Source organism: Pseudomonas sp. KD5, from assembly GCF_012932895.1.
Classification (GTDB): domain Bacteria; phylum Pseudomonadota; class Gammaproteobacteria; order Pseudomonadales; family Pseudomonadaceae; genus Aquipseudomonas.
This window is the reverse complement of the sequence record NZ_JDWJ01000011.1, coordinates 223,002-247,323: the sequence shown is the minus strand read 5'-3', so window position 1 is coordinate 247,323 and position 24,322 is coordinate 223,002. Positions and strand designations below refer to the sequence as shown.

Annotated in this window: 15 protein-coding genes; 6 read left to right on the top strand and 9 right to left on the bottom strand. The window is 60.4% G+C overall.

The features are described from left to right. Positions 1–64 precede the first annotated feature (64 nt). Complete coding sequence (locus AF70_RS23840) at positions 65–7,204, top strand: retention module-containing protein (protein WP_028939956.1); 7,140 nt, start codon at positions 65–67, stop codon at positions 7,202–7,204. 241 nt (positions 7,205–7,445) lie between these two features. Here the strand turns inward: AF70_RS23840 and AF70_RS23835 are convergent, their stop codons facing one another. From AF70_RS23835 to AF70_RS23805, 7 genes are all read right to left on the bottom strand, one after another. Continuing rightward, positions 7,446–7,814, bottom strand: coding sequence for a DUF6124 family protein (locus AF70_RS23835; protein WP_028939957.1), 369 nt, complete (start codon positions 7,812–7,814; stop codon positions 7,446–7,448). A gap of 516 nt (positions 7,815–8,330) precedes the next feature. Further along, on the bottom strand, positions 8,331–11,411 hold the full coding sequence (locus AF70_RS29620) for a hypothetical protein (RefSeq protein WP_050438302.1): 3,081 nt from the start codon (positions 11,409–11,411) through the stop codon (positions 8,331–8,333). Between the two features lie 402 nt (positions 11,412–11,813). Next, positions 11,814–12,341, bottom strand: a complete 528-nt coding sequence (locus AF70_RS23825) for a retron system putative HNH endonuclease (protein WP_081791056.1) — start codon at positions 12,339–12,341, stop codon at positions 11,814–11,816. A gap of 64 nt (positions 12,342–12,405) precedes the next feature. Next, on the bottom strand, positions 12,406–14,346 hold the full coding sequence (lapD, locus tag AF70_RS23820; RefSeq protein WP_028939959.1) for a cyclic di-GMP receptor LapD: 1,941 nt from the start codon (positions 14,344–14,346) through the stop codon (positions 12,406–12,408). A 23-nt stretch (positions 14,347–14,369) separates the two neighbouring features. Continuing rightward, positions 14,370–15,077 (bottom strand): cysteine protease LapG, encoded by a 708-nt coding sequence (gene lapG, locus AF70_RS23815; RefSeq protein ID WP_026331721.1) that lies wholly within the window; start codon positions 15,075–15,077, stop codon positions 14,370–14,372. 244 nt (positions 15,078–15,321) lie between these two features. Further along, entirely contained in the window at positions 15,322–15,717 is a 396-nt protein-coding gene (locus AF70_RS23810) for a YbaN family protein (RefSeq protein ID WP_019579522.1), read from the bottom strand. Between the two features lie 10 nt (positions 15,718–15,727). Then, a complete protein-coding gene (locus AF70_RS23805) occupies positions 15,728–16,315 on the bottom strand; it encodes a YecA family protein (protein WP_007938492.1) in 588 nt (195 codons plus the stop codon). A gap of 284 nt (positions 16,316–16,599) precedes the next feature. Here AF70_RS23805 and recQ point away from each other — a divergent pair, with 284 nt between their 5' ends. From recQ to AF70_RS23785, 4 genes are all read left to right on the top strand, one after another. Further along, the gene (gene recQ / locus AF70_RS23800; protein WP_028939960.1) at positions 16,600–18,726 is read left to right on the top strand and encodes a DNA helicase RecQ; all 2,127 of its coding nucleotides are present in this window, start codon (positions 16,600–16,602) and stop codon (positions 18,724–18,726) included. Positions 18,727–18,845: 119 nt separating this feature from the next. Continuing rightward, positions 18,846–19,280, top strand: coding sequence for a MarR family transcriptional regulator (locus AF70_RS23795; RefSeq protein ID WP_018929920.1), 435 nt, complete (start codon positions 18,846–18,848; stop codon positions 19,278–19,280). Between the two features lie 128 nt (positions 19,281–19,408). Next, the gene (locus AF70_RS23790) at positions 19,409–21,217 is read left to right on the top strand and encodes a FimV/HubP family polar landmark protein (RefSeq protein ID WP_028939961.1); all 1,809 of its coding nucleotides are present in this window, start codon (positions 19,409–19,411) and stop codon (positions 21,215–21,217) included. Between the two features lie 67 nt (positions 21,218–21,284). Beyond that, positions 21,285–21,572, top strand: a complete 288-nt coding sequence (locus AF70_RS23785; RefSeq protein ID WP_007895010.1) for a SelT/SelW/SelH family protein — start codon at positions 21,285–21,287, stop codon at positions 21,570–21,572. Here the strand turns inward: AF70_RS23785 and AF70_RS23780 are convergent. Both AF70_RS23780 and AF70_RS23775 read right to left on the bottom strand, forming a co-directional pair. Continuing rightward, positions 21,566–22,459, bottom strand: a complete 894-nt coding sequence (locus AF70_RS23780) for a DMT family transporter (RefSeq protein WP_019579525.1) — start codon at positions 22,457–22,459, stop codon at positions 21,566–21,568. The genes AF70_RS23785 and AF70_RS23780 overlap by 7 nt on opposite strands. Before the next feature lie 121 nt (positions 22,460–22,580). Then, positions 22,581–23,339, bottom strand: coding sequence for an AraC family transcriptional regulator (locus AF70_RS23775; RefSeq protein ID WP_028939962.1), 759 nt, complete (start codon positions 23,337–23,339; stop codon positions 22,581–22,583). Positions 23,340–23,488: 149 nt separating this feature from the next. On the opposite strand from AF70_RS23775, the gene AF70_RS23770 reads away from it, so the two are divergent. Then, positions 23,489–24,304, top strand: coding sequence for a UDP-2,3-diacylglucosamine diphosphatase (locus tag AF70_RS23770; RefSeq protein ID WP_019579527.1), 816 nt, complete (start codon positions 23,489–23,491; stop codon positions 24,302–24,304). Positions 24,305–24,322 lie beyond the last annotated feature (18 nt).

Genomic DNA, 24,322 nt, shown 5'->3' with positions numbered 1-24,322 from the left:
AACCATGAGCACGTTTCTTCGCGCAAACAGGATGCCGACAGCAGTTGGCAGCGGAGGAATGCACATGGCAACGCTCATCGGTATCGTCAGTAAGGTCATCGGTCAGGTGTATGCAGTGGCGGGTGATGGCACTCGACGGGCACTGATCGAGGGCGATCGGCTGTTTGCCGGCGAGCAGTTGGTCACCGGGGCCGAAGGGGCGGTGGCGGTGCATTTGCAAAATGGCCAGGAGCTGACCCTGGGGCGTGACAGCAGCCTGCAAATGAATGCCCAGTTGCTGGCGCACCAGGTGCCGCATGTGGAGACAGCCGATGCGGTGACGCCGAGCCAGGCGCAACTGACCGATGTCGAGCAACTGCAAAAAGCCATTGCCGCCGGTGCCGACCCGACCCAGACCGCTGAGGCCACCGCCGCCGGACCGGGTGCAACGGGCGCGCCCGGTGGTGCGCTGGGTGGTGGCCACAGTTTTGTGCTGTTGGAGGAAGTGGGCGGGCGGGTCGATCCCACGATTGGTTTCCCCACCGCGGGCTTCAACGGTATTCCCGAATTTCCCCTGGAACGCCGGGACGCTGCACCGGACAACGGCGATAAAGGCATCGTTACGCCGTTTGCCGCGAACGTGCCGAATCACCCGGTCTTCCTCACCGGCCTGTCGGTGGCGGGCGGTGAACTGACCCTCAATGAAGCCAACCTGGCGGACGGGTCGGCCAGCAACCCGGGGGCATTGACTCAGCACAGCACGTTCACGGTGTCTGCGCCCGACGGGCTGAGCAGCCTGAGCATCGGCGGGATCAGCGTGATCAGTGGCGGGGTGCCCATCGGTTTTCCTCAGTCGATCACCACTCAACTGGGCAACACCCTGACGATCACCGGCTACAACCCGGCCACCGGCGTGGTCAGTTACAGCTACACCCTGGTCGGCAACGAAACCCATTCCGCCGGTGACGGCACCAACAATCTCAGTGAACAATTCACTGTGGTTGCGAACGACAGCAACGGCGATACCGCGACTGGTTCGCTGGACGTCAATATCACCGACGATGTGCCCAAGGCCATCGACGACAGCAATGCCCATACCGCGTCGGAAACCCTGCTGACCCTGACCGGCAGCGTGCTGCCCAATGACGTCCAGGGCGCCGACCGCATTCCGACCGGCCCCGACAGCGGGCCGATCATCGGCGGTACTTTCACCGGGACGTTCGGCACCTTGGTACTCAATGCCAACGGCACCTACACCTACACCCTGAACACCAGTGATACCGATTTCAAAGCCTTGCACGGCGGTGGCAACGGCACCGAAAATTTCGTCTACACCCTTACCGATGCCGATGGCGATACCAGCACCGCGACGCTGGTGCTGAACATCCATAACAACGACGACCTGGTGACGCTCAATGGCCTGAATGCCGAAGGCGGCGAGCTGACCGTCAATGAGAAAAACCTCAGCGACGGCAGCAACCCTGATGCATCGGCGCTGACCCAGAGCGGCACCTTCACCATTACTGCGCTGGATGGCGTGCAAACCCTCAGCGTCGGCGGAATCAATGTGGTGGTTGGCGGTGTATCGGCGGGTTTCCCGCAATCAATCGTCACGCCGCTGGGCAGTACGCTAACCATTACTGGCTACGACAGCGCGACCGGCGTGGTCAGCTACAGCTACACCCTGGTGGATAACGAAACCCATCCGAATGCCAACGGCGCCAACAGTCTCTCCGAACAGTTTGCGGTCACCGTGGTGGACGACAACGGCACCACCGCCAATGGCAGCCTCGATGTGAACATCATCGATGACCTGCCTCATGCCGAGGACGACAGCAACGCCAATACGGCATCGGAAACCCTGCTGACCCTGACCGGCAGCGTGCTGCCCAACGACGTCCAGGGCGCCGACCGCATTGCCACCGGCCCCGACAGCGGGCCGATCATCGGCGGTACTCTCACCGGGACGTTCGGCACCTTGGTGTTGAACGCCAACGGCACGTACACCTACACCCTGAACACCAGTGATGCCGACTTCAAAGCCCTGCACGGCGGTGGCAACGGCACCGAAAATTTCGTCTACACCCTTACCGATTCCGATGGCGATACCAGCACCGCGACGCTGGTGCTGAACATCCATAACAACGACGACCTGGTGACGCTCGATGGCCTGAACGTCAACGGCGGCGAACTGACCGTCTACGAAAAAAACCTCAGCGATGGCAGCAGCCCCAACACACCGGCGCTGACCCAGAGCGGCACCTTCACCGTCACCGCGCTCGACGGTTTGCAAACCCTGACGGTGGGCGGCATCGCGGTGGTCACCGGTGGCGTGGCCGCAGGCTTCCCGCAGTCGATCGTCACTCCGCTTGGCAGCACGCTGACCGTCACCGGTTACGACAGTGCGACCGGCGTGGTCAGCTACAGCTACACCCTGGTGGATAACGAAACCCACCCGAACGCCAACGGCACCAACAGCATCACCGAGAACCTCAACGTTGTCGCCATTGACGTCGACGGCAGCACGGCGTTGGGCCAGATCAACGTCAACATCGTCGATGACTTGCCCACCGCCAATCCTGATCACGCCTCAGTGGCCGAAGGCGCGACGGTCTCGGGGAACGTGCTGGGCAACGATATCGGCGGCGCCGACGGGCCGGCACTCGGTGGCGCGGTGGTCGGCGTACGCGCCGGCAGCGACACCTCGACTTCAGCCATCGGTGGCTTGAACAGTCAAATCAACGGCACCTATGGCTACCTGACCCTGGATGCCAACGGCGATGCGGTCTATCACAGCAATCCAAATGCCGTGAACGGCCCTGGTGCTACCGACGTGTTCACTTACACCGTGCGCGATGCCGACGGCGATGAAAGCACCACCACCATTACCATCGATGTGGCCAACTGCACCCTCGTAGCTGCCACTGACACCGATGTGACGGTTAGTGAAAAAGCGCTGGACCTGACCAAGGACGGGCAGGACCTGGCGGCGGGCACGGTCATCGGCAGCGAACCTGGCAACACCGGCGAAACCGCCTCCGGCACGCTGGTGGGTTCAGTCACCGGCACCAGCGACACCATCACGTACAGCCTGGTCGGCAGCGCCAACGGAACCTACGGGCAAATCCTGCTCAACCCGGACGGCAGCTACACCTACACCCTGACCTCGCCTCCCGCGACTACACCTCACGCCAACGACGGGCCGAACACCCTGAGCGAAAGCTTCACCTATCAGGCCAACGATTCTCTGGGCAACAGCGTTACCGGCACCATCGTGATCAACATCGTCGATGACGTGCCAACCGCTCATGCCGATGTCGTCTCAGTGGCGGAAGGCGGCACGGTCAGCGGCAATGTGTTGGGCAATGATGTGCTCGGTGCTGACGGCCCGGCCTTGGGTGGCGCGGTGGTCGGCGTGCGCGCCGGCGGCGATACCTCGACTTCGGCTATCGGTGGCTTGAGCACGCACATCAACGGCACCTACGGCTACCTGACCCTGGATGCCAACGGCAACGCCGTGTACCACAGCAACCCGAACTCGGTCGGTGAACCGGGCGCCACGGACGTGTTCACCTACACCGTGCGCGATGGCGACGGCGATGAAAGCACCACGACCATTACCATCGACATCTCCAACTGTTCGCTCGTGGTGGCCCCCGATAACGACGTGACCGTCTACGAAAAGGCGTTGGATCTGACCAAGGACGGCCAGGACCTCGCGGCGGGCACTGTCATCGGCAGCGAGCCTGACAACACCGGTGAAACCGCCTCCGGCACATTAGTCGGTTCAATCACTGGCGCCACGGGTGCAATCACTTACGCCCTGGTCGGCAGCGCCACCGGCACCTATGGGCAAATCCTGCTCAACCCGGACGGCTCCTACACCTACACCCTGACCTCGGCACCCACCACCACGCCGCACGCCAACGACGGACCGAACACCCTGAGCGAGAGCTTCACCTACCAGGCCACCGACTCTGTGGGCAACAGCGTCACCAGCACCATCGTGATCAACATTGTCGATGACGTGCCGACGGCCCATTGCGATTCGGTTTCGGTGGTGGAGGGCGGCACGGTCAGCGGCAATGTGCTGGACAACGATGTGCTCGGTGCTGACGGCCCGGCCTTGGGTGGGGCAGTGGTCGGCGTGCGCGCCGGCAGCGACACCTCGACCTCGGCCATCGGTGGCTTGAACACGCAAATCAACGGCGCTTACGGCTACCTGATCCTGGATGCCAGTGGCAATGCGGTGTACCACAGCAACCCGAATTCGGTCGGCGAAGCCGGCGCCACCGACACCTTCACCTACACCGTGCGCGATGCCGACGGCGATGAAAGCACTGCCACGATCACTGTTGACGTCTCCAACAACTGCCTCGTAGCCGCCACCGATACCGATGTGACCGTCTACGAAAAAGCGTTGGATCTGACCAAGGACGGCCAGGACCTGGCGGCGGGCAGCGTCACCGGCAGCGAGCCCGGCAACACCGGTGAAACCGGCTCCGGTACGCTGGCAGGCTCGGTCACTGGCGGCACTGGCGCGATCACTTACACCCTGGTCGGCAGCGCCACCGGCACCTACGGGCAGATCCTGCTCAATCCCGACGGTTCCTACACCTATACGCTGACTTCGGCGCCGAAAACGTTGCCGAACGCCAACGATGGCGCGAACACCTTGAACGAAAGCTTCACCTACCAAGCCACCGATGCCATCGGCAATAGCACCACCGGCACCCTTGTGGTCAACATCGTCGATGACGTGCCTCACGCCGTCGCCTCGGACCGTTCTGTGCCAGCCGTGCAGATCGACTCCAACCTGATGCTGGTGATTGATGTGTCCGGCAGCATGGATGACCCTTCCGGCGTGTCGGGCTTGTCGCGGCTGGATCTGGCCAAGCAAGCGATTAGCGAGCTGCTCGACAAGTACGACAACCTGGGCGACGTGAAGGTGCAGATCGTTACCTTCAGCAGCAGCGCCACCGACCAGACGTCGATCTGGGTCGATGTGGCGACGGCCAAGTCGATCATCGCTACGCTGACGGCAGGTGGCGGCACCAACTACGACGCGGCCGTGGCGACCATGGAAAGCGCGTTCGACACTGCGGGCAAACTCACCGGGGCGCAGAACGTCGGCTACTTCTTCTCCGATGGCAAACCCAACGAAGGCGACATCGGCACTGCGGACGAGACTGCGCTCAAAGCCTTCCTCGACGCCAATGGCATCAAGAACTACGCCATCGGCCTGGGCAGCGGCGTCAATAACGCCAGCCTCGATCCCGTGGCCTATGACGGCAGCCCGCACACCGACACCAACGCCGTGGTGGTGACCGACCTCAATCAACTCAACTCGGTCCTCTCTGGCACCGTGCAAGGCGCGCCGGTCACCGGTTCGCTGCTGGGCGAGGGCGGTACATTCGGCGCCGATGGCGGTTTCATCAAAACCCTCACGGTCGACGGCACCACCTATACCTACGACCCGAAAGCCAACAGCAATCAGGGTTCGCTGAACTTCAGCGGCGGCGCCAACCACGGCACCTTCAACACCGTCGACAACACCCTGAGCATCGCCACCAACAACAGCGGCACGCTGCTGGTGAACCTCGACACCGGCGAGTACACCTACACCTCGCAGAAAACCACGGCCGTGCAGATCACCGAAAACATCGGCTTCACCGCCAGCGATAACGATGGCGATCTCACCAGTTCGACCCTGACAGTCAACGTGATTCCGAATTCGCCACCGGTGGCGGTCGATGATCACATCATCACCAACGTGCTGTCGGGCAGTATCGGGGTGCCGGCCGAGCTGCTATTGGCCAACGACACCGACCCCAACGGTGATGCGCTCACGGCATCGCCGACTACCTTCAACACGGGTTGGACGGCCAAGGGGGCGGACTTCACCGGCACCAACTCGAGCTTCAGTTTCACCGGCAATAATGTCCAGGCCGTGACCATCGCCCGCAGCGCATTCGTCGCCAACGCTGCCGCCATGACCGCCATGCTGGTGGTCAGCGGGGCATTGGGGGCGGTCAGCGCCAACAATACCAACGATGAGGACCGCATCACCGTCAACCTCAAACAGGGTGAAACCCTCAACCTGGACCACAACCTGGCGGTCGGCCACGTCACCATGGAATACTCGGTCAACGGCGGTGCTTACACGGCCCTCGCCGATGGCCAGACCATCACCGCCTCGGCGGATGGCACGTACCAGATCCACATCACCAACATCGACGACGGGGGACCTGGCAACAGCGGGAAGGGGGCGGAAAACTATCAACTGACCATGACGGTCAACTACGCCGGAGCCCAGGACTCCGCGCCAGACTTCCACGGCACCTACACCGCCAGCGACAACCACGGTGGCAACGACAGCGCGGCAGTCGACATCACCTATCAGGCCGGCCATACACTGACCGGCACCTCGGGCGATGACGTGTTGATCGCAGGCACCGGCAACAACATTATCAATGCGGGTGACGGCAACGACGTGCTCACCGCAGGCTCAGGCAATAACGAGATGCACGGCGGCGCCGGTAACGATCTGCTGTTCAGCGGACCGGGCAACGATTTGCTCGACGGCGGCACCGGTAACGACACCGCGAGCTACGCCCATGCCACCGCCGGCGTCACTGTCGACCTCAGCCTGCTCACCGCGCAAAACACCTCTGGCGCAGGCACCGACACCCTGACCGGCATCGAAAACCTCACGGGCTCGAACTTCAACGACAGCCTCACGGGCGACAACAACGGCAACATCATCAACGGCGGTCTGGGTAACGATGTGCTCAACGGCGGGGGCGGCGACGACTTCCTGATCGGCGGCCTGGGCGACAACACCCTCACCGGCGGCAGCGGCGCCGACACCTTCCAGTGGCTTAAAGGCAACAGCGGCCACGATGTCATCACCGACTTCACACCGGGAACCGACAAACTCGACCTGTCGCAACTGTTGCAAGGGGAAAACGGCACCGCGGCATCGCTGGATGACTACCTGCACTTCAAAGTCACCGGCAGCGGCGCCTCACTGGTCACCAGCATCGACGTCAGCACCATGGCCGGCGCCACGCCGAGCCAGACCATTGACTTGGCGGGGGTGAATTTGGCCAGCCATTACGGCGTCACCCCCGGAGCGAATGGTGTGATTGCCGGCGGTCACGATACCGCGACCATTATCAACGGCATGTTGAATGACCATTCGTTGAAAGTGGATACGGTGTGATCTGAAACGACAAAACCCGCCATTCCCGGTGAAAGGGGATGGCGGGTTTTTTGTTGTTTGAGGACTTATCTACCGGCCCTGTGCCCGGATACACCTCATGTGGCGAGGGGGCTTGCCCCCGTTCGGCTGCGCAGCAGTCGTAAAACCTGTACATGCAGTTTGCCAGACAGACAGTGATTGCAGGTTTTGGGGGCCGCTTCGCAGCCCAACGGGGGCAAGCCCCCTCGCCACAGGGATCAGGTCATAGGGCCGGGTCAGCCTTCAGTTCCAGACTATCCAGCGCCCGATTCACCGCCAGCTCCCCGAACATGATGAGCTGCGCGACGCCCAGTATCGTATTGCGCTGCGGCCCCTCCAGAAACCCGGCGCAGTCACTGGCGATCACCTTGGCCGAGGCAAAGGATTCGCAGGCGTTGGCCAGCAGTTCTTCGATGTTGATGTCCGGGGCGACGGTGTAAATCGTGCTCGGTTTGCGCGGGGGCTTATGGGCGGACGGTTTGAGGTAGTAATCGAGGGCGCGCTCGGCGGCTTCGTTGAGTTTTTTGGAGTCCGGGGTTTCGTAGGGGGAAACGTCGTCGGTTTCAGGGGGATTGGGTGTGGCTTTGAACATTGTGATGCTCCTTGATTAGTGGAGCCGCCACGGTTCGCTGCGAAACGAAGGGAGGTGGCAGCTGTACGCAGGTTCGCAGACCGGGAATCAAGGAACCCGGCAGACCCTAAGATCTCCCGCGCACAGCCGCCATAACGCCATCCAGTAGACGAAAAAAGCGCCAACTGAAAGGGAACGGTGGCGCTATGCGCCTTGATTGATCCAGGCTGCGAAACCCGACCACTGATGAGCAGTGGCAGGGAAACGATAGAGCCCGACCTCAAAGCGCACAAGCCGGCGGATTCTGGCGCAGTCGTAGGCAGCGGCGCAAGGATGTGTAGCCTGAGTGAGTGTCTTGAGATGTTTTTTAAACATCGCTGTTTATTTCTCATTCAGGCTTAAGAGAGGCAGGGCTGATAAATAATGGCGTGCCCAGATACGCCCCTTTTCGTCCGACAAACTGTTGGTTGGCGGTTGAACGTTGCCCAAATCGGCCGGGAAAGGCCGTTTTGTTGGAGTAATATTCCATCCTATAAATTATCTGTAAGTCATATTGAAATAATCAATAGAAACTAAATCCATTTCCGATGTTTGGACTTCTACACCCCAAATATCGATACTGGGATGCGAGTAACTAACAAGTTGTGCATCGAAATTAAGTGGGAGCGTGTGTTGATGGATCGTGTTGTTATTTATGTCTAAAAATCTGATCCATAGATTACGGGTTTGTGCGAACCTGACAAAAAAACTGACGCTGGAATAGCCCCAATTGAATCGAATACGCATATGTTGTGACGTGCCAAGGCCTTTCCAATGCATCTCCAGAGTCTGCCCATAACTTTTACCCGGTATCTGAGGATAGGGACCAGTGAATAAGTCAGCCAGTGGAGCTATCCCGATAAAGCCGGTGCCCCCTAAATGGTAAATAGTCATGCTGTTTAGTGGGATGTTTAGACCTGGCGAAACGTGTCTCGTTGAGTATTGATCGAAATTTTCAGACGTGGATGGCACTACTCTGGTGAAACTCCGTGAGTTGGAATTCAACCCGGTCGCTACTGCTGTGGCGTATACCCTGTTTAGGCCAGTGACGATGGGCAGGGGGGTAGTCCAGAAGCCACTTGCGTTGCTCTGCACGATATTCTTGGCACTGTTGTTGTGATGGATCTGCACGCTATAAAAAGGTGTCACCGATCCTTCCAGTGTGACAGAGGCACTGGCGGTACTCTGTCCCTCGCCCAGCTCTCCTCGCGAATGCTTGACCGACGTCAGGGTCACTGCCAGATGGGCTTTGCGTGTAAAGATGCGCGCGGGGGATTCCAGCTGATTGCCATAAACGGCTCTGGCGGTGAGGGAAAAAACCTTCTGCTCCAGAGCCGATAACTTCGTAGTCCCACTCCCTTTGCTATCAAGTGGAATAGGCGCCCCGATGGCCTTGGCTCCATCGTAGAGTTGGATACTCTGGTTCGGATCGGCAGCGACGGTCACCGTGACCTCGGTGTCGTAAGTCGTTCCGTTATGGGCGACCGGACCTTTGGAATCCGTCAGTGCGGTGATGCTTGGTTTGGTGGCCACCACCGTCAGGTTGCGCACGTTGGAGTAAGTCGCGGTGGGGTGATACAGCGATTTGGCGTACAAGCGGTGGCCACCCTGCGCGACGGTGATCGTGTGCTCCCAGATTCCCGTGGTCGCGTGGGCGGTCGCCGTGCCCTTGGACACTGCACTCGAGCCACTGCCGTCGAAGATTTCAACCTGCTGGCCGTTGCTCGCCTTGCCCTTGAGTTTCAATGTGGTTTTGATGGTGCTGGTGCCCTCCGGCACTTCGACGTTGTTGGCGTCCAGCACATTGACCAGCGTCGGCACAATCACAGCCACCACCGTCAGGTTGCGCACGTTGGAGTAAACGGGGGTGGGGTGATACCGCGACTGGGCATACAAGCGGCGACCGCCCTCCGGCACGGTAATCGTGTGTTCCCAGATCCCCGTTGTCGCGTTGGCGGTCGCCGTGCCCTTGGACACCGCGCTCGGGCCACTGCCGTCGAAGATCTCGACGGGCTGCCCCTTGCTGGCTGTGCCCTTGAGCTTCAGGGTGATACTGGCGGTCAGCCCACCCTCCGGAACTTCCTTGTTGCCGGCATCCGTTACGTTGCTCAAGGTCGGAACAACCAGCTCCACCGACTTAATGGTGTAGGTACGGTCCGGAAACACCACCGCCGTTGCCTCGACATTGCTCTTATCCAGAGACGCCTTGAACTTGATTGTCAATGTAGAACCGTGCCCGAGCAGCTTGAGGTAGCTGTTGGCCAATGTATATGGCCAGAAGCCCTGGCTGACCCACGTGGCGTTGACCTTTGAGGTTCCGCCACTCCAGACTTGCAGGTTGTGCGCCGTGCCGTCCGCTTTTTTCCCCTCCAGCCTCATCCGCACTTGCTGACCCGCTTCGATCAGCGTCCAGAGCAATCCGTGGAGGGTCGCGTCTTTGGTGCCCAGTGCCATCAGGTCAAGCACATTGTTGGCATCGACCTCGACAATCTTCGGCGGGATCAACGCCGTCTTCGGCAACGGCAGAATGTTCAGCGACAAGGGTAATGAGGTGGAGGTTATGCCGTTGCGTTCGATGACGTAAGTGACGGTCACGGTTTTGCCCAAGCTATAGGCCAGCACCGAGCGCGGTACGACAAACTCCCGCCCGGCGCTGACCAGGCGTTGCGGGCTGGTGAAGGAACCCGCAGCCGGCGTGCCGGTCGCGCCTTGCCAGCTCACGGTCACCTTGTCGGTGGGCAGCAGCGAGCCGAGCGGCACTACCGTCACAACGTCCTGCAGGGTCGGATTGAGGTTGTTGCCTGTCTGCCCCTTGACGGTCGGGGCCAGCAGATCGAGACGGTTGGCGTGGATGTCCAGATAGGTTGTCGCCGACTGGTTACCGTTGCCCAACTGGTCGGTCACTGTGCACTTGACCGGCATCTTGGCGTTGTCGCCGATCTGCTGGAAATCAGCGGCGGTCAGGGTCAGTGTGATCGCCTTGGCAGGGTCAGTGACTTTAATCGTGGTGCTCCAGGTGCCCACGTCCAGGCGAATCTCATCATATGGCCGCGCGAAGCTGATGATGAAGGTGGCCAATACCCCCGTCGCTGCATCTGCAGGACCGACGCCGTTGGCGACGATGTTGGGTGGAAAGACGATGGTGATACCGGCCGGCGCGGGGTTACCGGGTGCCGGGTCGTGATACAGCACATCCAGCACCGGGGTCGAGTCCTCAAAATTCCCGCTGGGCCGGGTGACCCGGTAAAACAGCTGATTGATGCCGTTCACCAGCCTCCCCAGCGGCAGGTACAGGAGAATGCGCAGTTGCTCTTCTCCCGGCAGGATGACCTTGCTCACGGAAGTGGCTTTGCCGTTGACCCACACCTCCACGGTGTCGAATGCATCCAGCGTAAAAGTTTTCAGCATCGTGGGGGGATCAATCACCAGTGCCAGGCCATTAGGCGCCTGATAAATGGACAAGGGTATGCCGCCGTGGGCGAGCCCCGCCGGTTGCACGGGTGTTCTCCACCCCGGGATGAACATGGGCACCAACAAAAGTCCGTCGCTGGCCTGTGCTGAATTGACGTTGATGCTCATCTTGTTCTCCTGGCGCGTTGTGCCCGAGCCATTTCGGGAGCGAGCCCCATCACACCGCGAAAGAAGAAAACCGGCTACTGTCAGATCTGACAGGTGACGGTGGGTTTGCGACGAACGGTCATGTGCGATGGCTTTTCAGGGTTTTCGCAAGGCGCAAAAAAACGGCCTTTGAAGGGCCGTTTTCGGTTGCAACTGAGTCAGAGGCCAGTCAGTGCGTTCACCTTTCCCGCAGGGCTGCGAAGTGGCCCCAAATAGCCGCAATCACGGTTGGTCTGGCAAACCGCATACACAGGTATTACGAGAATGCGTATCCTTAAGGAGTATCTGGAGGTGTCAGATTAAACATCTCCGTTTATTGATCACGCCGGATGCATCGACAAATTGATGCGTTCCCTTTTTTCCTCAGAGGCTCCAAGACAATGTGTGTCTGATTGCTGTGGCAAAGGGCAGGTGGGCGGTTCCCAGGATTTCTTCTTCAAGGAATAACTGCAGTTCCTCACTTGCCGGATCGTCCTGAAACATCTCATGAAGTGTTTCTGCGGTTTCCAGGTAACCACGAACGGCCTCGCGCCTTATTTCGCGAAGGGCACCGTTTTCTGCATCGAGATTGAAGATGCGAAGGGTTTCTATCGCTCGGTGACGGTGCTGATGATCCAAGTCTGCCCGTGGCGTGATGGTGCCATCGCTGACAAAGATGAAATAGTCGTCAGGGTTGTCCTCGTCGGGTTTGAGCAGAACAACAGGGTCATAGAGGCTGCACCTGTCCTTGAACTTACCGCAGGTGTCTTCTCGGTTGCATGATCCGAACAGATTATTCCAATCGAACGTACCTTGAGGAAATCTGTCTCGCTGTTGAAAGTGTTCGAGGTGCTTACGCCCGGATTGAATAATGTCTGCTTCGCAGTACGCACAACGGGTACCTTGGAACATATATGGCGCGGATTCTACTGTGAATGAAAACAGGTGAACACCATGGACATAAAGCGCTGCAAAACTACATCGGCTCCGGTGGCCCGATCAACCGCCCCATCACCCCAAACAACCCCAACTCCCGAATCACCTCCAGTTCCCCTTTGGTCTCGACCATCTCCGCAATCAATGGCAAATCGATGCTGTTGGTCGCCCGGTATATCGCATCGATAAACAACCGCTTGTCACTCTGCTCATCGATGCCCCGAATGTACGCCCCATCGATTTTCAAGTACGCCAACCCCAGCTGCGTCAGGTTGCCGATCTGGCTGAAGCTGCCGCCGAAATGCTGCAGACCGATGCGGTAACCGGTGTTGAGCAGGCTGTGGCTCAGGCGTTGCAGTTCTTCGGGGGGCGGCAGTTGGCGTTCGTCGATTTCCAGGGTCAGCAGAGGCGCCAGTTCCGGCAATGATTCGAGTATGTCGCAGATCAGTTTCAGCTGGGTCTGGTCGCGCAGGGTGCTGCCGGACAGGCTCAGCGCGAGCGGCCAGCGGTTGGCGGCGAGGTATTCGAGGGTGGTTTCGAGCATCGCCAGATCGAACCGCGCCGACCAGCCGAGGCGTTCGATCCACGGCAGGAAATGCCCGGCGGCAACGGCCTCGCCTTGCGGGTCGAGCAGGCGCGCGAGGACTTTGTGGTGCAGCACCTGACTGGTGTCGGCGCATTGCACCACCGGTTGGAAATACAACTGCATCTTGCCTTCGGTCAGCGCGTCGTCGATCCAGTTGCGCCAATCATGCTGAGAGTGATTCGGCGCAGTATCGACCTGGGCTTGGTATATCCACGGCCGCTCGGGATGTTGCCGAGCCTGGGTCAGCGCCTGATCCAGTCGCAGCAGCACATCATTTGCCGGTTCGCCGGGGTGGTAGGCGACGATGCCCAGGTGCGCCACCGGCATGCAGTCGCTGGCACCGGTCAGGCGCAGGTTTTCCAGGGTGGCGCTGATTTCGGAGGCCAGTCGCGCGGCATCCTTACTGTCCAGGCCCGGCGTCAGCAAGCTGAATTCGCCACCGCGATTGCGCGCCGCGAGCCAGGTGCGACGTTCCGCAGGTTGCGTCAGGCGTTTGAGCAACTCGCCGACGGCGCTGATCAGGGCATCGGTGCGTTGGCCACCCAGGCGTTGATTGAGACCGATCAGGTCGTTGATCCGCAGCATCAGCAAATGACCGTCGCGGCTTTGCTCGGAATCCAGTAATTGGTCGGCCAGTTGTTCATCCAGCAAACGCCGGTTGGCCAGGCCCGTGAGGTTGTCCTGATAGGATTCGGAGCGCAGTTTTTCGCTGCGCGCGGCCTCTTCGGCGAACAGCGCTTTGAGTTTTTCGACCATCTGGTTCATGGCCAGCACCACGCGTTTGAGCTCCGGCGTGCGCGGCAGTTTCGGCAAACTGCGGAACTCGCGTTTGCTGATGGCTTCCGCCTGTTTGACCATGTTGTCGAGCGGCCGCAGCTGCCGGCGCAACAGCCAGCCACCAAACACGGCGCTGAGCAGTCCGCAAATCAGCAGCCAGATCAGGCTGCCGAGGGAGCTGTCCCAGAGTTTGGCCAGGGCGAACTGTGGGTTGCTCAGCACTTCGACCCGGGCTGCCTGGTCCCAGCCACGCGTGACCAGCGCATCGCCGCCTTGTGGGCGCAGGTTCACCAGGCTGACGAACCAGCCCGGAACACCCTCGATTTGCGCTGGTACGCTGCGCTCCACCAGCACTTGTTCATTCTCGATGTTGATGACCCGGATGCTGCTGAAATAGCCACTGTCGAAAATCGAGCTGACCATCAATTCGATCATCGCCGGGTCGTCGATCTGCGCGGTCAACGACAGGCCCAGCGCCGTCGCAGCATCCTGGGCGTGGGAGCGCAACTGACTGAGCATCTGTTCACGGGAGCTTTCCAGGCTGACAAAAAAACTGCCGCTGAAGGCCACCAGCAAGAACAGGCAAATGGCGAGGAACAACTGTTTGCGCAGTGACATGAAAACACTCCTTGCAGTGGCGGCTAGCCTTCGCCCACGGCGAACCCTTCGATTTGCATCTTTTTCAATACGTCTTGCCAGCGCGACAGTTTTTTTGAGTCGCTGCTGCGTTTACCGCCATTGGCCCCCGGCAAGTACAGACCTTCGGCGTTGAAGGCGTACACCGGCAGCAAGTCTTTGCGTTGGGAGGCGGGGCGGATCTCGTCGATCAGGTTGTCCAGCACCAGCGGATCGGCCGTGGGGCTGCTGTAGAAGGTCAACACCATGTGCGCCTGGTTCTGGGTCAGGGCCTTGACGTAGGTGATGCGCAGTTTTTCGCTGGGAATCCCGAGGTGACGCAGGCTGAAGTATTTCGCCAGGGCGTAGTCTTCGCAGTCGCCTGCGGCTTTGATCAAGGATTCCACGGGCGTGGCCCAGTAATCGGTCTGATGCCAGATGCGCGTGTCATCCTGAAAACTCAGTTGCTGATTGAAGAAGTGATTGACCGCGTTCAGTTGTTCACGCTCAGGCTGGTTGCGTTCGCTTTGCAGCATTTGGCTCCAGGCCTCGATCCGTCCCTGTGCCGGGCCAAGGGGGCCGTAGCGTTTTTCGGCCGTTTGCAGAACCTGCGCAAAATCCCAGTCGGCCCAGACACTGCCCAACCCGGCCAGCAGAAAACTCGCCAGCAACAGCCATCCGCCGAACCGAAGTCGGAGCGTTGACCATCCTGGACTACGCGGACCGCGGGACATGTCTGGCTGCTCGGGTGCAGATGCCTGAAGTCTAGGTGGTGTTTACGGCGAGGGAGGGCAGGTCGTCGGACGAAAGGATGTCGGTGGGTTGTTTTCCGTGGCGAGGGGGCTTGCCCCCGTTGGGTTGCGAAGCAGCCCCAAAACCTGCAACCCAACCTTCTCCGACACGCCGCATTGACGACTGCTGCGCAGCCGAACGGGGGCAAGCCCCCTCGCCACAAAAGCCCTCGAGCCACAGAGGGGATCAGGGCTTATGCAGGGTTTTCTGTTTGAGGATATAAACCGTCACCAGCACCGCACTGGTCAGCATGAACCCGCGCGCCCACGGCAGGGGCACCAGGTAGCAGGAGAACAGGATGCTCGCCCACATCAACCCGATGGTGTAGACCTTGCCCTTGAGCGGAATGCCGTTGCCGTCCAGATAGTCGCGAATCCAGGGGCCAAGCCGTGGATGTTCAACCAGCCAGTGATAGAAACGCGGCGAACTGCGGGCGAAGCAGGCTGCCGCCAACAGCAGGAACGGTGTGGTGGGCAGCACCGGCAGGAAAATCCCGATCACCCCCAGCACTACGCTCAGCCAGCCGATGGCCAGCAGCACGTAGCGCAACATCAGGGGGCGGTTGCCTATGGGTTTGTCCATAGGCAAAACCTTAGTGGTGACGTGGCTTGAGGATCGCCGGTTTTTCGTCTGGCGCGTTGCACAGCAAGTACAGCGCGGTCAGGGCTTCCGGGATTTGCACGATCATGTCGTCCATCAGGTTGGCGTCGGCCGCGATGTCGGAGAACTCAGGCTGTTCGTCGAACAGACCCGAACCGACCATGATCGGCAGCAGCATTTCACTGACTTCGTCTTCGGCGGTTTCGAACCAGGCGGCTTCGCGCAGGAACACGCCTTCCATGAAGCCGATGCACCAGCCACGCAGGTCGGAATCGTCTGGGTCATCACCCAGGTCGAGGTCGCATGGCAGCTCGAACTCTTCGTCGGACGCCAGTTGGCGGGCGATGTGAGCCTTGAGCAGCACCAGGGTGGATTCGATCGCTTCACGCTCGGTGTCGTCGGCGTAATGCGGTTCTTCGGCGAACAGCGCATCGATCCATTCGCGGTCGGGAACGCTTTCGGAACAGATCGACAGCGCGGTGAGGTAGCCGTGGGCGGCCACGTAGTCCAGCGCCTCGTCATGCAGCTCGTCGGCGTCGAGGAAGACTTGCAGGCGGGTTAGTTGCTCAGCGAAGGACATTAAAGGGCTACCTTGGGGAATATACGATGCGGGAATTCTAGGCCTTCTTGAGCGCTCAGGCCAGCCGCGCGGCATATTTGCTCCCGCGGTTGGCTTGTGTGCGTCTTATCAGCGGCGCCCTTTGCAAGGGAGGGCTCGGGTATACTCGCGCGTTTTGTGATGCCCTGCTGGCGTCACGGCTGAAATATGCAGCGTCATGCAATGCGCACTTACGATTTGTTTGTGCAGCTTTCGTGGTTCTGAACCAGCCTTGCAGGGATGTTTCGGTGATTTTTGGAGTTTTTATGCTCGAACAGGCTCAACGCGTCCTCAAGGACATCTTCGGCTACGACAGTTTCCGTGGCCGTCAGGGTGCAATCATTGAGCGCGTGGCCAGTGGCGGCGACGCCCTGGTGCTGATGCCTACCGGGGGCGGCAAGTCCTTGTGCTTCCAGGTGCCGGCGCTGCTGCGCGAAGGCCTGGCGGTGGTGGTGTCGCCGCTGATCGCGCTGATGGACGATCAGGTCGCCACCCTCGAAGAGCTGGGCGTCGCCGCGGCGTCGTTGAACTCCACCCTCAGCGCCGAGCAGCAGCGTGATCTTGCTGCACGGATCAAGCGCGGCGAGGTGAAAATGCTCTATCTCGCGCCTGAACGCCTGGTGCAGCCACGGATGCTGGCCTTCCTGCAAAGCCTCGAAATCGCCCTGTTCGCCATCGACGAAGCGCATTGCGTGTCCCAGTGGGGCCACGACTTCCGTCGCGAATACCTGCAACTGGGCCAGTTGGCGGAATTGTTCCCCAACGTCCCGCGCATTGCCCTGACCGCCACCGCCGACAAGCGTACCCGGGAAGAAATCGTCGATCGCCTGCATTTGCAGGATGCCGAGCGTTTCCTGTCGAGTTTCGACCGTCCCAACATTTTTTATCGCATTGTGCCCAAGGAACAGCCGCGCAAGCAGTTGCTGGCGTTCCTCGCCGAACGGCGCAGCGATGCCGGCATCGTTTACTGCCTGTCGCGCAAAAAGGTCGACGAAGTGGCGGTGTTCCTCAGTGAACAAGGCTTCCCGGCGCTGCCGTACCACGCCGGTCTGGCCAACGAAACCCGGGCGCATCACCAGAAGCGCTTCCTCAACGAGGAAGGCCTGATCATGGTCGCCACCGTGGCGTTCGGCATGGGCATCGACAAGCCCAACGTGCGTTTTGTGGCTCACCTCGATTTGCCCAAATCCCTCGAGGCCTACTATCAGGAAACCGGTCGCGGCGGCCGTGACGGTCTGCCAGCGGATGCCTGGATGGCGTACGGCCTGCAAGACGTGGTGATGCTCAAGCAGATGTTGCAGAACTCCGAAGGCGACGAGCGCCACAAGCGTCTGGAGCAGCACAAGCTCGACGCCATGCTCTCGCTCTGTGAAGAAACCCGCTGCCGCCGCCAGACCCTGCTGGCGTACTTCGACGAAGACATGCCCGAGCCCTGCGGCCACTGCGACAACTGTGTCGACGGTGTGCAGACCTGGGACGCCACCGAGCCGGCCCGCCAGGCGCTGTCGGCGATCTACCGCACCGGTCAGCGCTATGGCGTCGGCCATCTGGTGGACGTGTTGCTGGGCAAGGACAACGAAAAGGTCCGCAGTTTTGGCCATCAGCATTTGTCGGTATACGGCGTAGGCAAAGCGCTGGGTGAAAGTGAATGGCGCTCCTTGTTCCGACAACTTGTTGCTCGCGGTCTGGCGGACATCGACCTCGAAGGCTACGGCGGGCTGCGCCTGAGCGATACCTGCCGGCCGCTGCTCAAGGGCGAAGTGACCCTGGAACTGCGCCGCGACCTCAAGCCGCAAACCACCGCCAAAAGCAGCAAGAGCCAGGCGAGCCAACTGGTCCGCTTCGAGGAGCGCGAACAGTGGGAAGCGCTGCGTGCCTTGCGCCGCAAACTGGCCGAAGAACATGGCGTGCCGCCGTATGTCATCTTCCCCGATTCGACGCTGCTGGAAATGCTCCGCAGCCAGCCAACCTCGCTGGCGGAAATGGCCACGGTCAGCGGTGTCGGCGCGCGCAAACTGGAACGTTACGGCGAGGCTTTCCTCGAAGTGCTCGGCGGTCAGGTCGAGGCACCGAAAGTGGTGGCCGATGTGCGCCACGAGCTGATCACGCTGGCCCGGGCCGGCATGACACCGCTGCAGATCGCCGGTCAGCTGCAATGCTCGGAAAAGAATGTCTACACGATGCTCGCCGAGGCCATCGGCAAGCAGCAGCTGTCACTGGAACAGGCGCTGGACCTGCCCGAAGAGTTGATGGGCGAAGTTCAGGACGCTTTCCTCGACGGCGAAGGCGAGTTGCCGCCGGTGGCGGAGATCGCCGCGTTGTTCGCAGGGCGGGTGCCGGAAGGCGTTTTGTATTGCGTACGTGCCGCGCTGCAGTCGGAATTCGAAATTTGAATGACCTGTCGCGCAGATGTAACGATTCAGTACAGAGCAAACCTTGCCTATAGCCAAAGGTCATGCTTAGCTGACTAATAATTAGTTTTTCTCTATTTCAGTCTAACCATGAGTGTTTTATGCCGTTAACCGATCAACACCGCTTTGGCATGCAACTGGCCCAGATGTCTCGCGGCTGGCGTGCCGAACTGGACCGCCGACTGGCTGGCCTGGGCCTGTCCCAGGCGCGCTGGCTGGTGCTGCTGCACCTGGCGCGTTTCGATGATGCTCCCACCCAACGTGAACTGGCGCAAAGCGTCGGCGTCGAAGGGCCTACCCTGGCTCGGCTGCTCGATAGCCTGGAAAGTCAGGGCCTGGTGCAACGCCAATCGGTGCTGGAAGACCGTCGGGCGAAAAAAATCGTCCTCTGTGCCCCGGCCCGGCCCTTGATCGAACAAATTGAAACCATTGCCACACAACTGCGCCACGAATTGTTCGAAGGCGTTGATGAGGCGGATTTGAAGGTCTGCATGCGTGTCCACGCGCACATCCTGGGCAACCTGGAAAAATCTTGAGGCACAACCACGCGTCGGACTTTTGAGATACCCCGTTGGGCAGACTATAAAGAACTACTAGGCAATATCGTGTTCGTACCGGATGTGCGAATGCATACAGGTTGGTTCTGGTTATCTAAGGGATGCTCATGCTCGAGAGTTGGCACGTTGTATTGCGGTGTTGCACCCGGCTGCTGCTGGTCGGTAGTGCCGTCACTTACTCGGCATTGGCCCCTGCGCTAGGCTTGGGTGAGATCACCCAGCATTCGGCGTTGAATCAGCCATTCAGCGCCGATATCGCCCTGCTGGACGTTGGGGGGCTGGAGGAGGGCGAGCTGTCGGTCAGCCTGGCGACGGCGGAAGAATTCAGCCGCGCCGGTGTCGAGCGGGTGTTCTTCCTCAATAACCTGAAGTTCACGCCGATCCTGCGGGGCAACCGCAACCTGATCCGGGTGACGTCCAGTAAACCGGTCAAGGAACCCTTTCTGAATTTTCTGGTGCAGCTCAATCAGCCCAACGGGCGTTTGCTGCGCGAGTACACCGTGCTGATCGATCCGCCGGGTTCACCTGGGATCGTTCCCGTCAACGACGACCCCGCGCCGAGCCCTCAGGATTCCGCGTTCCCGTCTGTTGAACCGGCTGTTGCACCGCCACCTGCGGTGAATAGTAATAGTTCGGCACCCAAGCCTGATGTCGATAAATCAGCCGCCACGCCGGCGAGTGATCCTGTTGCCGAACAACTGGCCACTAGCGTGCTGCAAAACCAGCAGTTGCAAAAGACCATCGATGAACTCAATGCGAAGCTGCAGGCGCAGGACGAGCAGATCTCTGTTCAGAAAAAACAGGTGACTGAGCTGCAAACCCAACTGACGGAAGTCAAACAGGCGTCGGCGGCGCCTGCCGCACCCGAGGTGCCGGCGCCGGTTCCGGTGGTTGTCGAGACGTCCGAAGCATCCCATTGGCCGCTGATCATCGGGTTGCTGTCGTTGGTGGCCCTGGTGTCGCTCGCAGTGTTCATTCGCCGTCAACGACAGCAGGTTCAGGCCTTGCCCGAGCCGCTACCCGTGCAGCCGTCACGTCATGAATCGGTGCTCAACCGCACAGCAGATCCGGCCAAGTCAGCCACCCAGGCGCAACCGCTAGGTGGCTCGTCTGATGAGACTGCCGCAGGCGACGTGCTGGAGGGGGTTAGTATCTACCTCGCCTATGGCCGTTTGTCCGAGGCAGCCGGATTGTTGCGAGAGGCGTTGGTCAAGGAGCCCCAACGCATCGACCTGGCCGTGCAGCTGCTGGAGGTTCTTGGTAAGCAGGGTGACGTGCAAGCGTATGACGCGCAGGAAAGTAGCCTGCGTGACGCCGGGTTTGACACACAGCAACTTCAGGACATCCGCAACCGCCATCCGAAACTGATCGATGCCGTGCCGGTGGCCACCGCGGTGGCAGTGGCTCCGTCCACGCCTGCAATTCCAGTGGCACCGAGCGATGAGTTCCAGTTGAACCTCGACGACCTGTCGATGGATGCGAACTGGGACCTGATCAGCCCCTTCGACAACTCTCCGCCCAGTGCCAAACCGTCGAATGAGTCATCACCGGCAGACGAGCCGGGGTTCACTTCGAATCTGCATGTGTTGCCCGATGTCTTCGAAATACCCGACGAGCCGACGCTGGATGAGCCCGAGCTTGAATGGGTCGCCGAACCTGACTCGCAATCTCTGGACGAGACCTTTCTCAACGAATTCAGCGATCCCGGCCAATCGCTGGAGCTTGAACCGCTGACTGCTGAATTGATCGATCTTGAACCGGCCGAGCCGAGCAGCGCGGGCAAACTCGAACAGGCCCAGACCTGCATCGACGACGGTGATCTGGACAGCGCCATCGAGCTGCTCAACGAGTTGCTCAAGGAAGGCGACGAACCGCTGAAGGAGACAGCCCGAACGCTGTTGGCGGGTATTCGCTGAAGATCAAAAGGTCGCAGCCTTTGCGGTTATTATGGCGGCTCCCTCAGGCAGAGGAGTTTTGCCAATCATGACCGCACGTAAACCGGAAATCGTCATCACCTACTGCACGCAATGCCAATGGCTGTTGCGCGCCGCCTGGCTGGCCCAGGAACTGCTCAGCACCTTCGGCGACGACCTGGGCAAAGTATCCCTGGTGCCCGGCACTGGTGGGGTATTCCACATTTTCTGCGACGATGTGCAGCTCTGGGAACGCAAGGCCGACGGCGGTTTCCCCGAGGCCAAGGTGCTTAAGCAGCGGGTCCGCGATCAGATCGATCCGGACCGCGACCTGGGCCACAACGACCGCACTCAGTGAGACGGCGCTTGCGCGGCAACGGTCTTGTGGCTTGAACCGCCGGACAACCGGCTGGAGACCACGATGGCCACGATGATCAACGCGCCGCCGATCAGCATGCGTAGCGTCGGGTTTTCATCGAACAACAGCCAAGCCATGGTGATGCCATAAACTGGCTCCATTGCGAACACCACTGACGCGGTCCGGGCCTTGATCACCGCCAGGCTGGCGACGAACAGACTGTGAGCGACACCGGTGCAGAACACCCCGAGCAGGCCAATCCACAGCCAGTCGATGGCGCGTACCTCGCTCAACTGCGGCATCGCCACCGGCAGCAGGCAGATCGCAACCACTACGTTCTGACACAGCGCCGCCTGCACCGGCGGGATTCGCCCGGAGCTGGCGCGGTTGGTCAGGGACAGCAGGGAGAACAGCAAGCCGGAGGCCACTGCCCACAACAGGCCGGTGGTGGCGCCGCTGGCCAGATCGAAGTCCGGTGTGACCAGTACCAAACCGATGCTGACCAGTACCACCAGCAGAATTTCATTGGCGCGGATGCGCTCGCGGAAAATCAGCCCTTCGAGGATCACGGTAAACGCCGGGAAACTGGCAAAGCCCAGGGTCGCGATCGCCACCCCGGCCACCTTCACCGCAATGAAGAAACTCACCCAGTGCCCGGTCAGCAGCAAGCCGCTGAGCAACAGGCGGCGCCAGTCCACGGCGTCGAGTGTCTGCCAACGGGTATTACTGGCGAACCGGGCGAAAAACGCCAGGGCGAGGACGGCAAACGCGGCACGACCGAACACGATGATCGCCGGCGAGGCGGCGGCGAGTTTGCCGAACACGCCGGTCAGGCCGAACATCAGTGCACCGATATGCAGAGCGCCAAGGGCGGTACGGGGAGTCATTGCAGTCCTTGAGTAACGTATCGAATCTGGCCGACGACACCGTCGACCTGTGTAGGAGCAGCCTTCGGCAACTCCTACACAATGAACGATGTGCTTGCGGGTGTCTGTCGCCAGACTCGCGTCATTTGTCGCCAGCCTCGCGGCGCAATTTACCGGGTGAGGCGCCGAACTCACGCAGCACTGCTGCGGCGAATGCGCTCTGGGAGCTGTAGCCGACCCGACACGCGATCTCGCCAATGGGCAGCGCCGAATCGCGCAACAAGCGCACGGCGATGTGCAGCCGGCGACTGCGGATGTAGTCCATCGGCGTTTGCCCGCATTCCGCCACGAACCGCGCATGCAAGCGAGCGCTGGACAGGCCGGCGATGCGCGCCAGGTCGGCGACTTGCAGTGGATAGGCCGCGTATTGATCGATGTGAGCGTTGAGCGCCGCATACGGTAGACGCCGACCGCCGACCGTGTCGGGTTTGGCGTTGTTGAGGCTGGCCAGCAGCAACACCGCGCCTTGCTGGGCGATCAGCGGATCGCTGATCGGGCTGCCCGCCAGCCAGCTCACCAATTGGCTTTGCCCGGCGTCCAGCGACAGGCGCCCGGCATTGTCGAGCAAGCGACGGCTGGCCTCGGTGTGGTCCCCCATTGACTGAGACACCCACTGATCGCTCGGCACATCCAGCACCAGGCAACGACTGCCATGGGCGCTGTCGCAGGCATGATGCGCCCCGGACGGCACCACCACGAAACTCTGCTGAACCACCTGACTGCCAAGCCCCTCGACCTCGAAATCCAGTGCGCCCGACAGCCCGAATACCAGTTGCGCGTGGTCGTGGCTGTGGACGATCAGGTCGTGGGTGTATTGGCGCAGGGTGAGGATCGGTCTCATCGCAGGTCTCGTGGCGATATTGATGAGTGAAGCCGCCAGTCTACACCGGGGGCTTGCTTTCGCGTGATGTCACAGGACTGACTTGCGATTGTCATGGGCAATTAACCCGACCGGCGCAAGCTTGCCAAAACTTGTCCAGAGGGTTGCCCATGACCAGCGCCGAGCTCGCCAAACCCAGCCGTAAGCAACGTGTGCGGACCTTATGGATTTCCGACGTGCATTTGGGCACACGGGACTGCCAGGCTGAACACCTGTCGCAGTTTCTCAAGGGCTACCATGCCGACAGGATTTACCTGGTCGGTGACATCATCGACGGCTGGAAGCTGCGTAGCGGCATGTATTGGCCCCAGGCGCACACCAACGTGATTCGTCGCCTGTTGACCATGAGCAAGCGCGGCACAGAAGTGATCTACGTCACCGGCAACCATGACGAATTCCTGCGCCGTTATTCGAAACTGATGCTGGGCAATATCCAGCTGGTGGACGAAGCCGTGCACGTGACCGCCGATGGTCGTCATTTGCTGGTGATTCACGGCGATCAGTTCGATGTGATTACTCGCTACCACCGCTGGCTGGCTTTCCTCGGCGACTCGGCCTATGAATTTACCCTGACCCTCAACCGTTGGCTCAACCATTGGCGGGCCCGTTATGGCTACGGCTATTGGTCGTTGTCGGCGTACCTCAAGCACAAGGTCAAGACCGCCGTCAGTTTCATCAGCGATTTTGAGGAAGCCATTGCCCACGAATGCGTCAAACGCGAGTTGCATGGCGTGGTGTGCGGACATATCCACCATGCCGAAATTCGCAAGGTTGGCGAGGTGGACTACCTCAATTGCGGGGATTGGGTGGAGTCGTGCACGGCGCTGATCGAGCATTGGGACGGCTCGATCGAGTTGTACCGGTTGGCCGATGCCCAAGCGCGGGAGGCGGAGTTGAAGGCAATTAAAATCGCAGAACCAGCTTAAACCGGAGGTTTAGCCTTT

Coding starts and splice junctions, on each gene's coding strand:
- AF70_RS23835 (WP_028939957.1), bottom strand. CDS start 7,814: ATGTTCAAAGCCACACCCAATCCCCCTGAAACCGACGACGTTTCCCCC.
- AF70_RS23825 (WP_081791056.1), bottom strand. CDS start 12,341: ATGTTCCAAGGTACCCGTTGTGCGTACTGCGAAGCAGACATTATTCAA.
- lapD (WP_028939959.1), bottom strand. CDS start 14,346: ATGTCACTGCGCAAACAGTTGTTCCTCGCCATTTGCCTGTTCTTGCTG.
- AF70_RS23795 (WP_018929920.1), top strand. CDS start 18,846: ATGCCGTTAACCGATCAACACCGCTTTGGCATGCAACTGGCCCAGATG.
- AF70_RS23785 (WP_007895010.1), top strand. CDS start 21,285: ATGACCGCACGTAAACCGGAAATCGTCATCACCTACTGCACGCAATGC.
- AF70_RS23805 (WP_007938492.1), bottom strand. CDS start 16,315: ATGTCCTTCGCTGAGCAACTAACCCGCCTGCAAGTCTTCCTCGACGCC.
- AF70_RS23840 (WP_028939956.1), top strand. CDS start 65: ATGGCAACGCTCATCGGTATCGTCAGTAAGGTCATCGGTCAGGTGTAT.
- lapG (WP_026331721.1), bottom strand. CDS start 15,077: ATGTCCCGCGGTCCGCGTAGTCCAGGATGGTCAACGCTCCGACTTCGG.
- AF70_RS23790 (WP_028939961.1), top strand. CDS start 19,409: ATGCTCGAGAGTTGGCACGTTGTATTGCGGTGTTGCACCCGGCTGCTG.
- AF70_RS29620 (WP_050438302.1), bottom strand. CDS start 11,411: ATGAGCATCAACGTCAATTCAGCACAGGCCAGCGACGGACTTTTGTTG.
- AF70_RS23780 (WP_019579525.1), bottom strand. CDS start 22,459: ATGACTCCCCGTACCGCCCTTGGCGCTCTGCATATCGGTGCACTGATG.
- recQ (WP_028939960.1), top strand. CDS start 16,600: ATGCTCGAACAGGCTCAACGCGTCCTCAAGGACATCTTCGGCTACGAC.
- AF70_RS23770 (WP_019579527.1), top strand. CDS start 23,489: ATGACCAGCGCCGAGCTCGCCAAACCCAGCCGTAAGCAACGTGTGCGG.
- AF70_RS23775 (WP_028939962.1), bottom strand. CDS start 23,339: ATGAGACCGATCCTCACCCTGCGCCAATACACCCACGACCTGATCGTC.
- AF70_RS23810 (WP_019579522.1), bottom strand. CDS start 15,717: ATGGACAAACCCATAGGCAACCGCCCCCTGATGTTGCGCTACGTGCTG.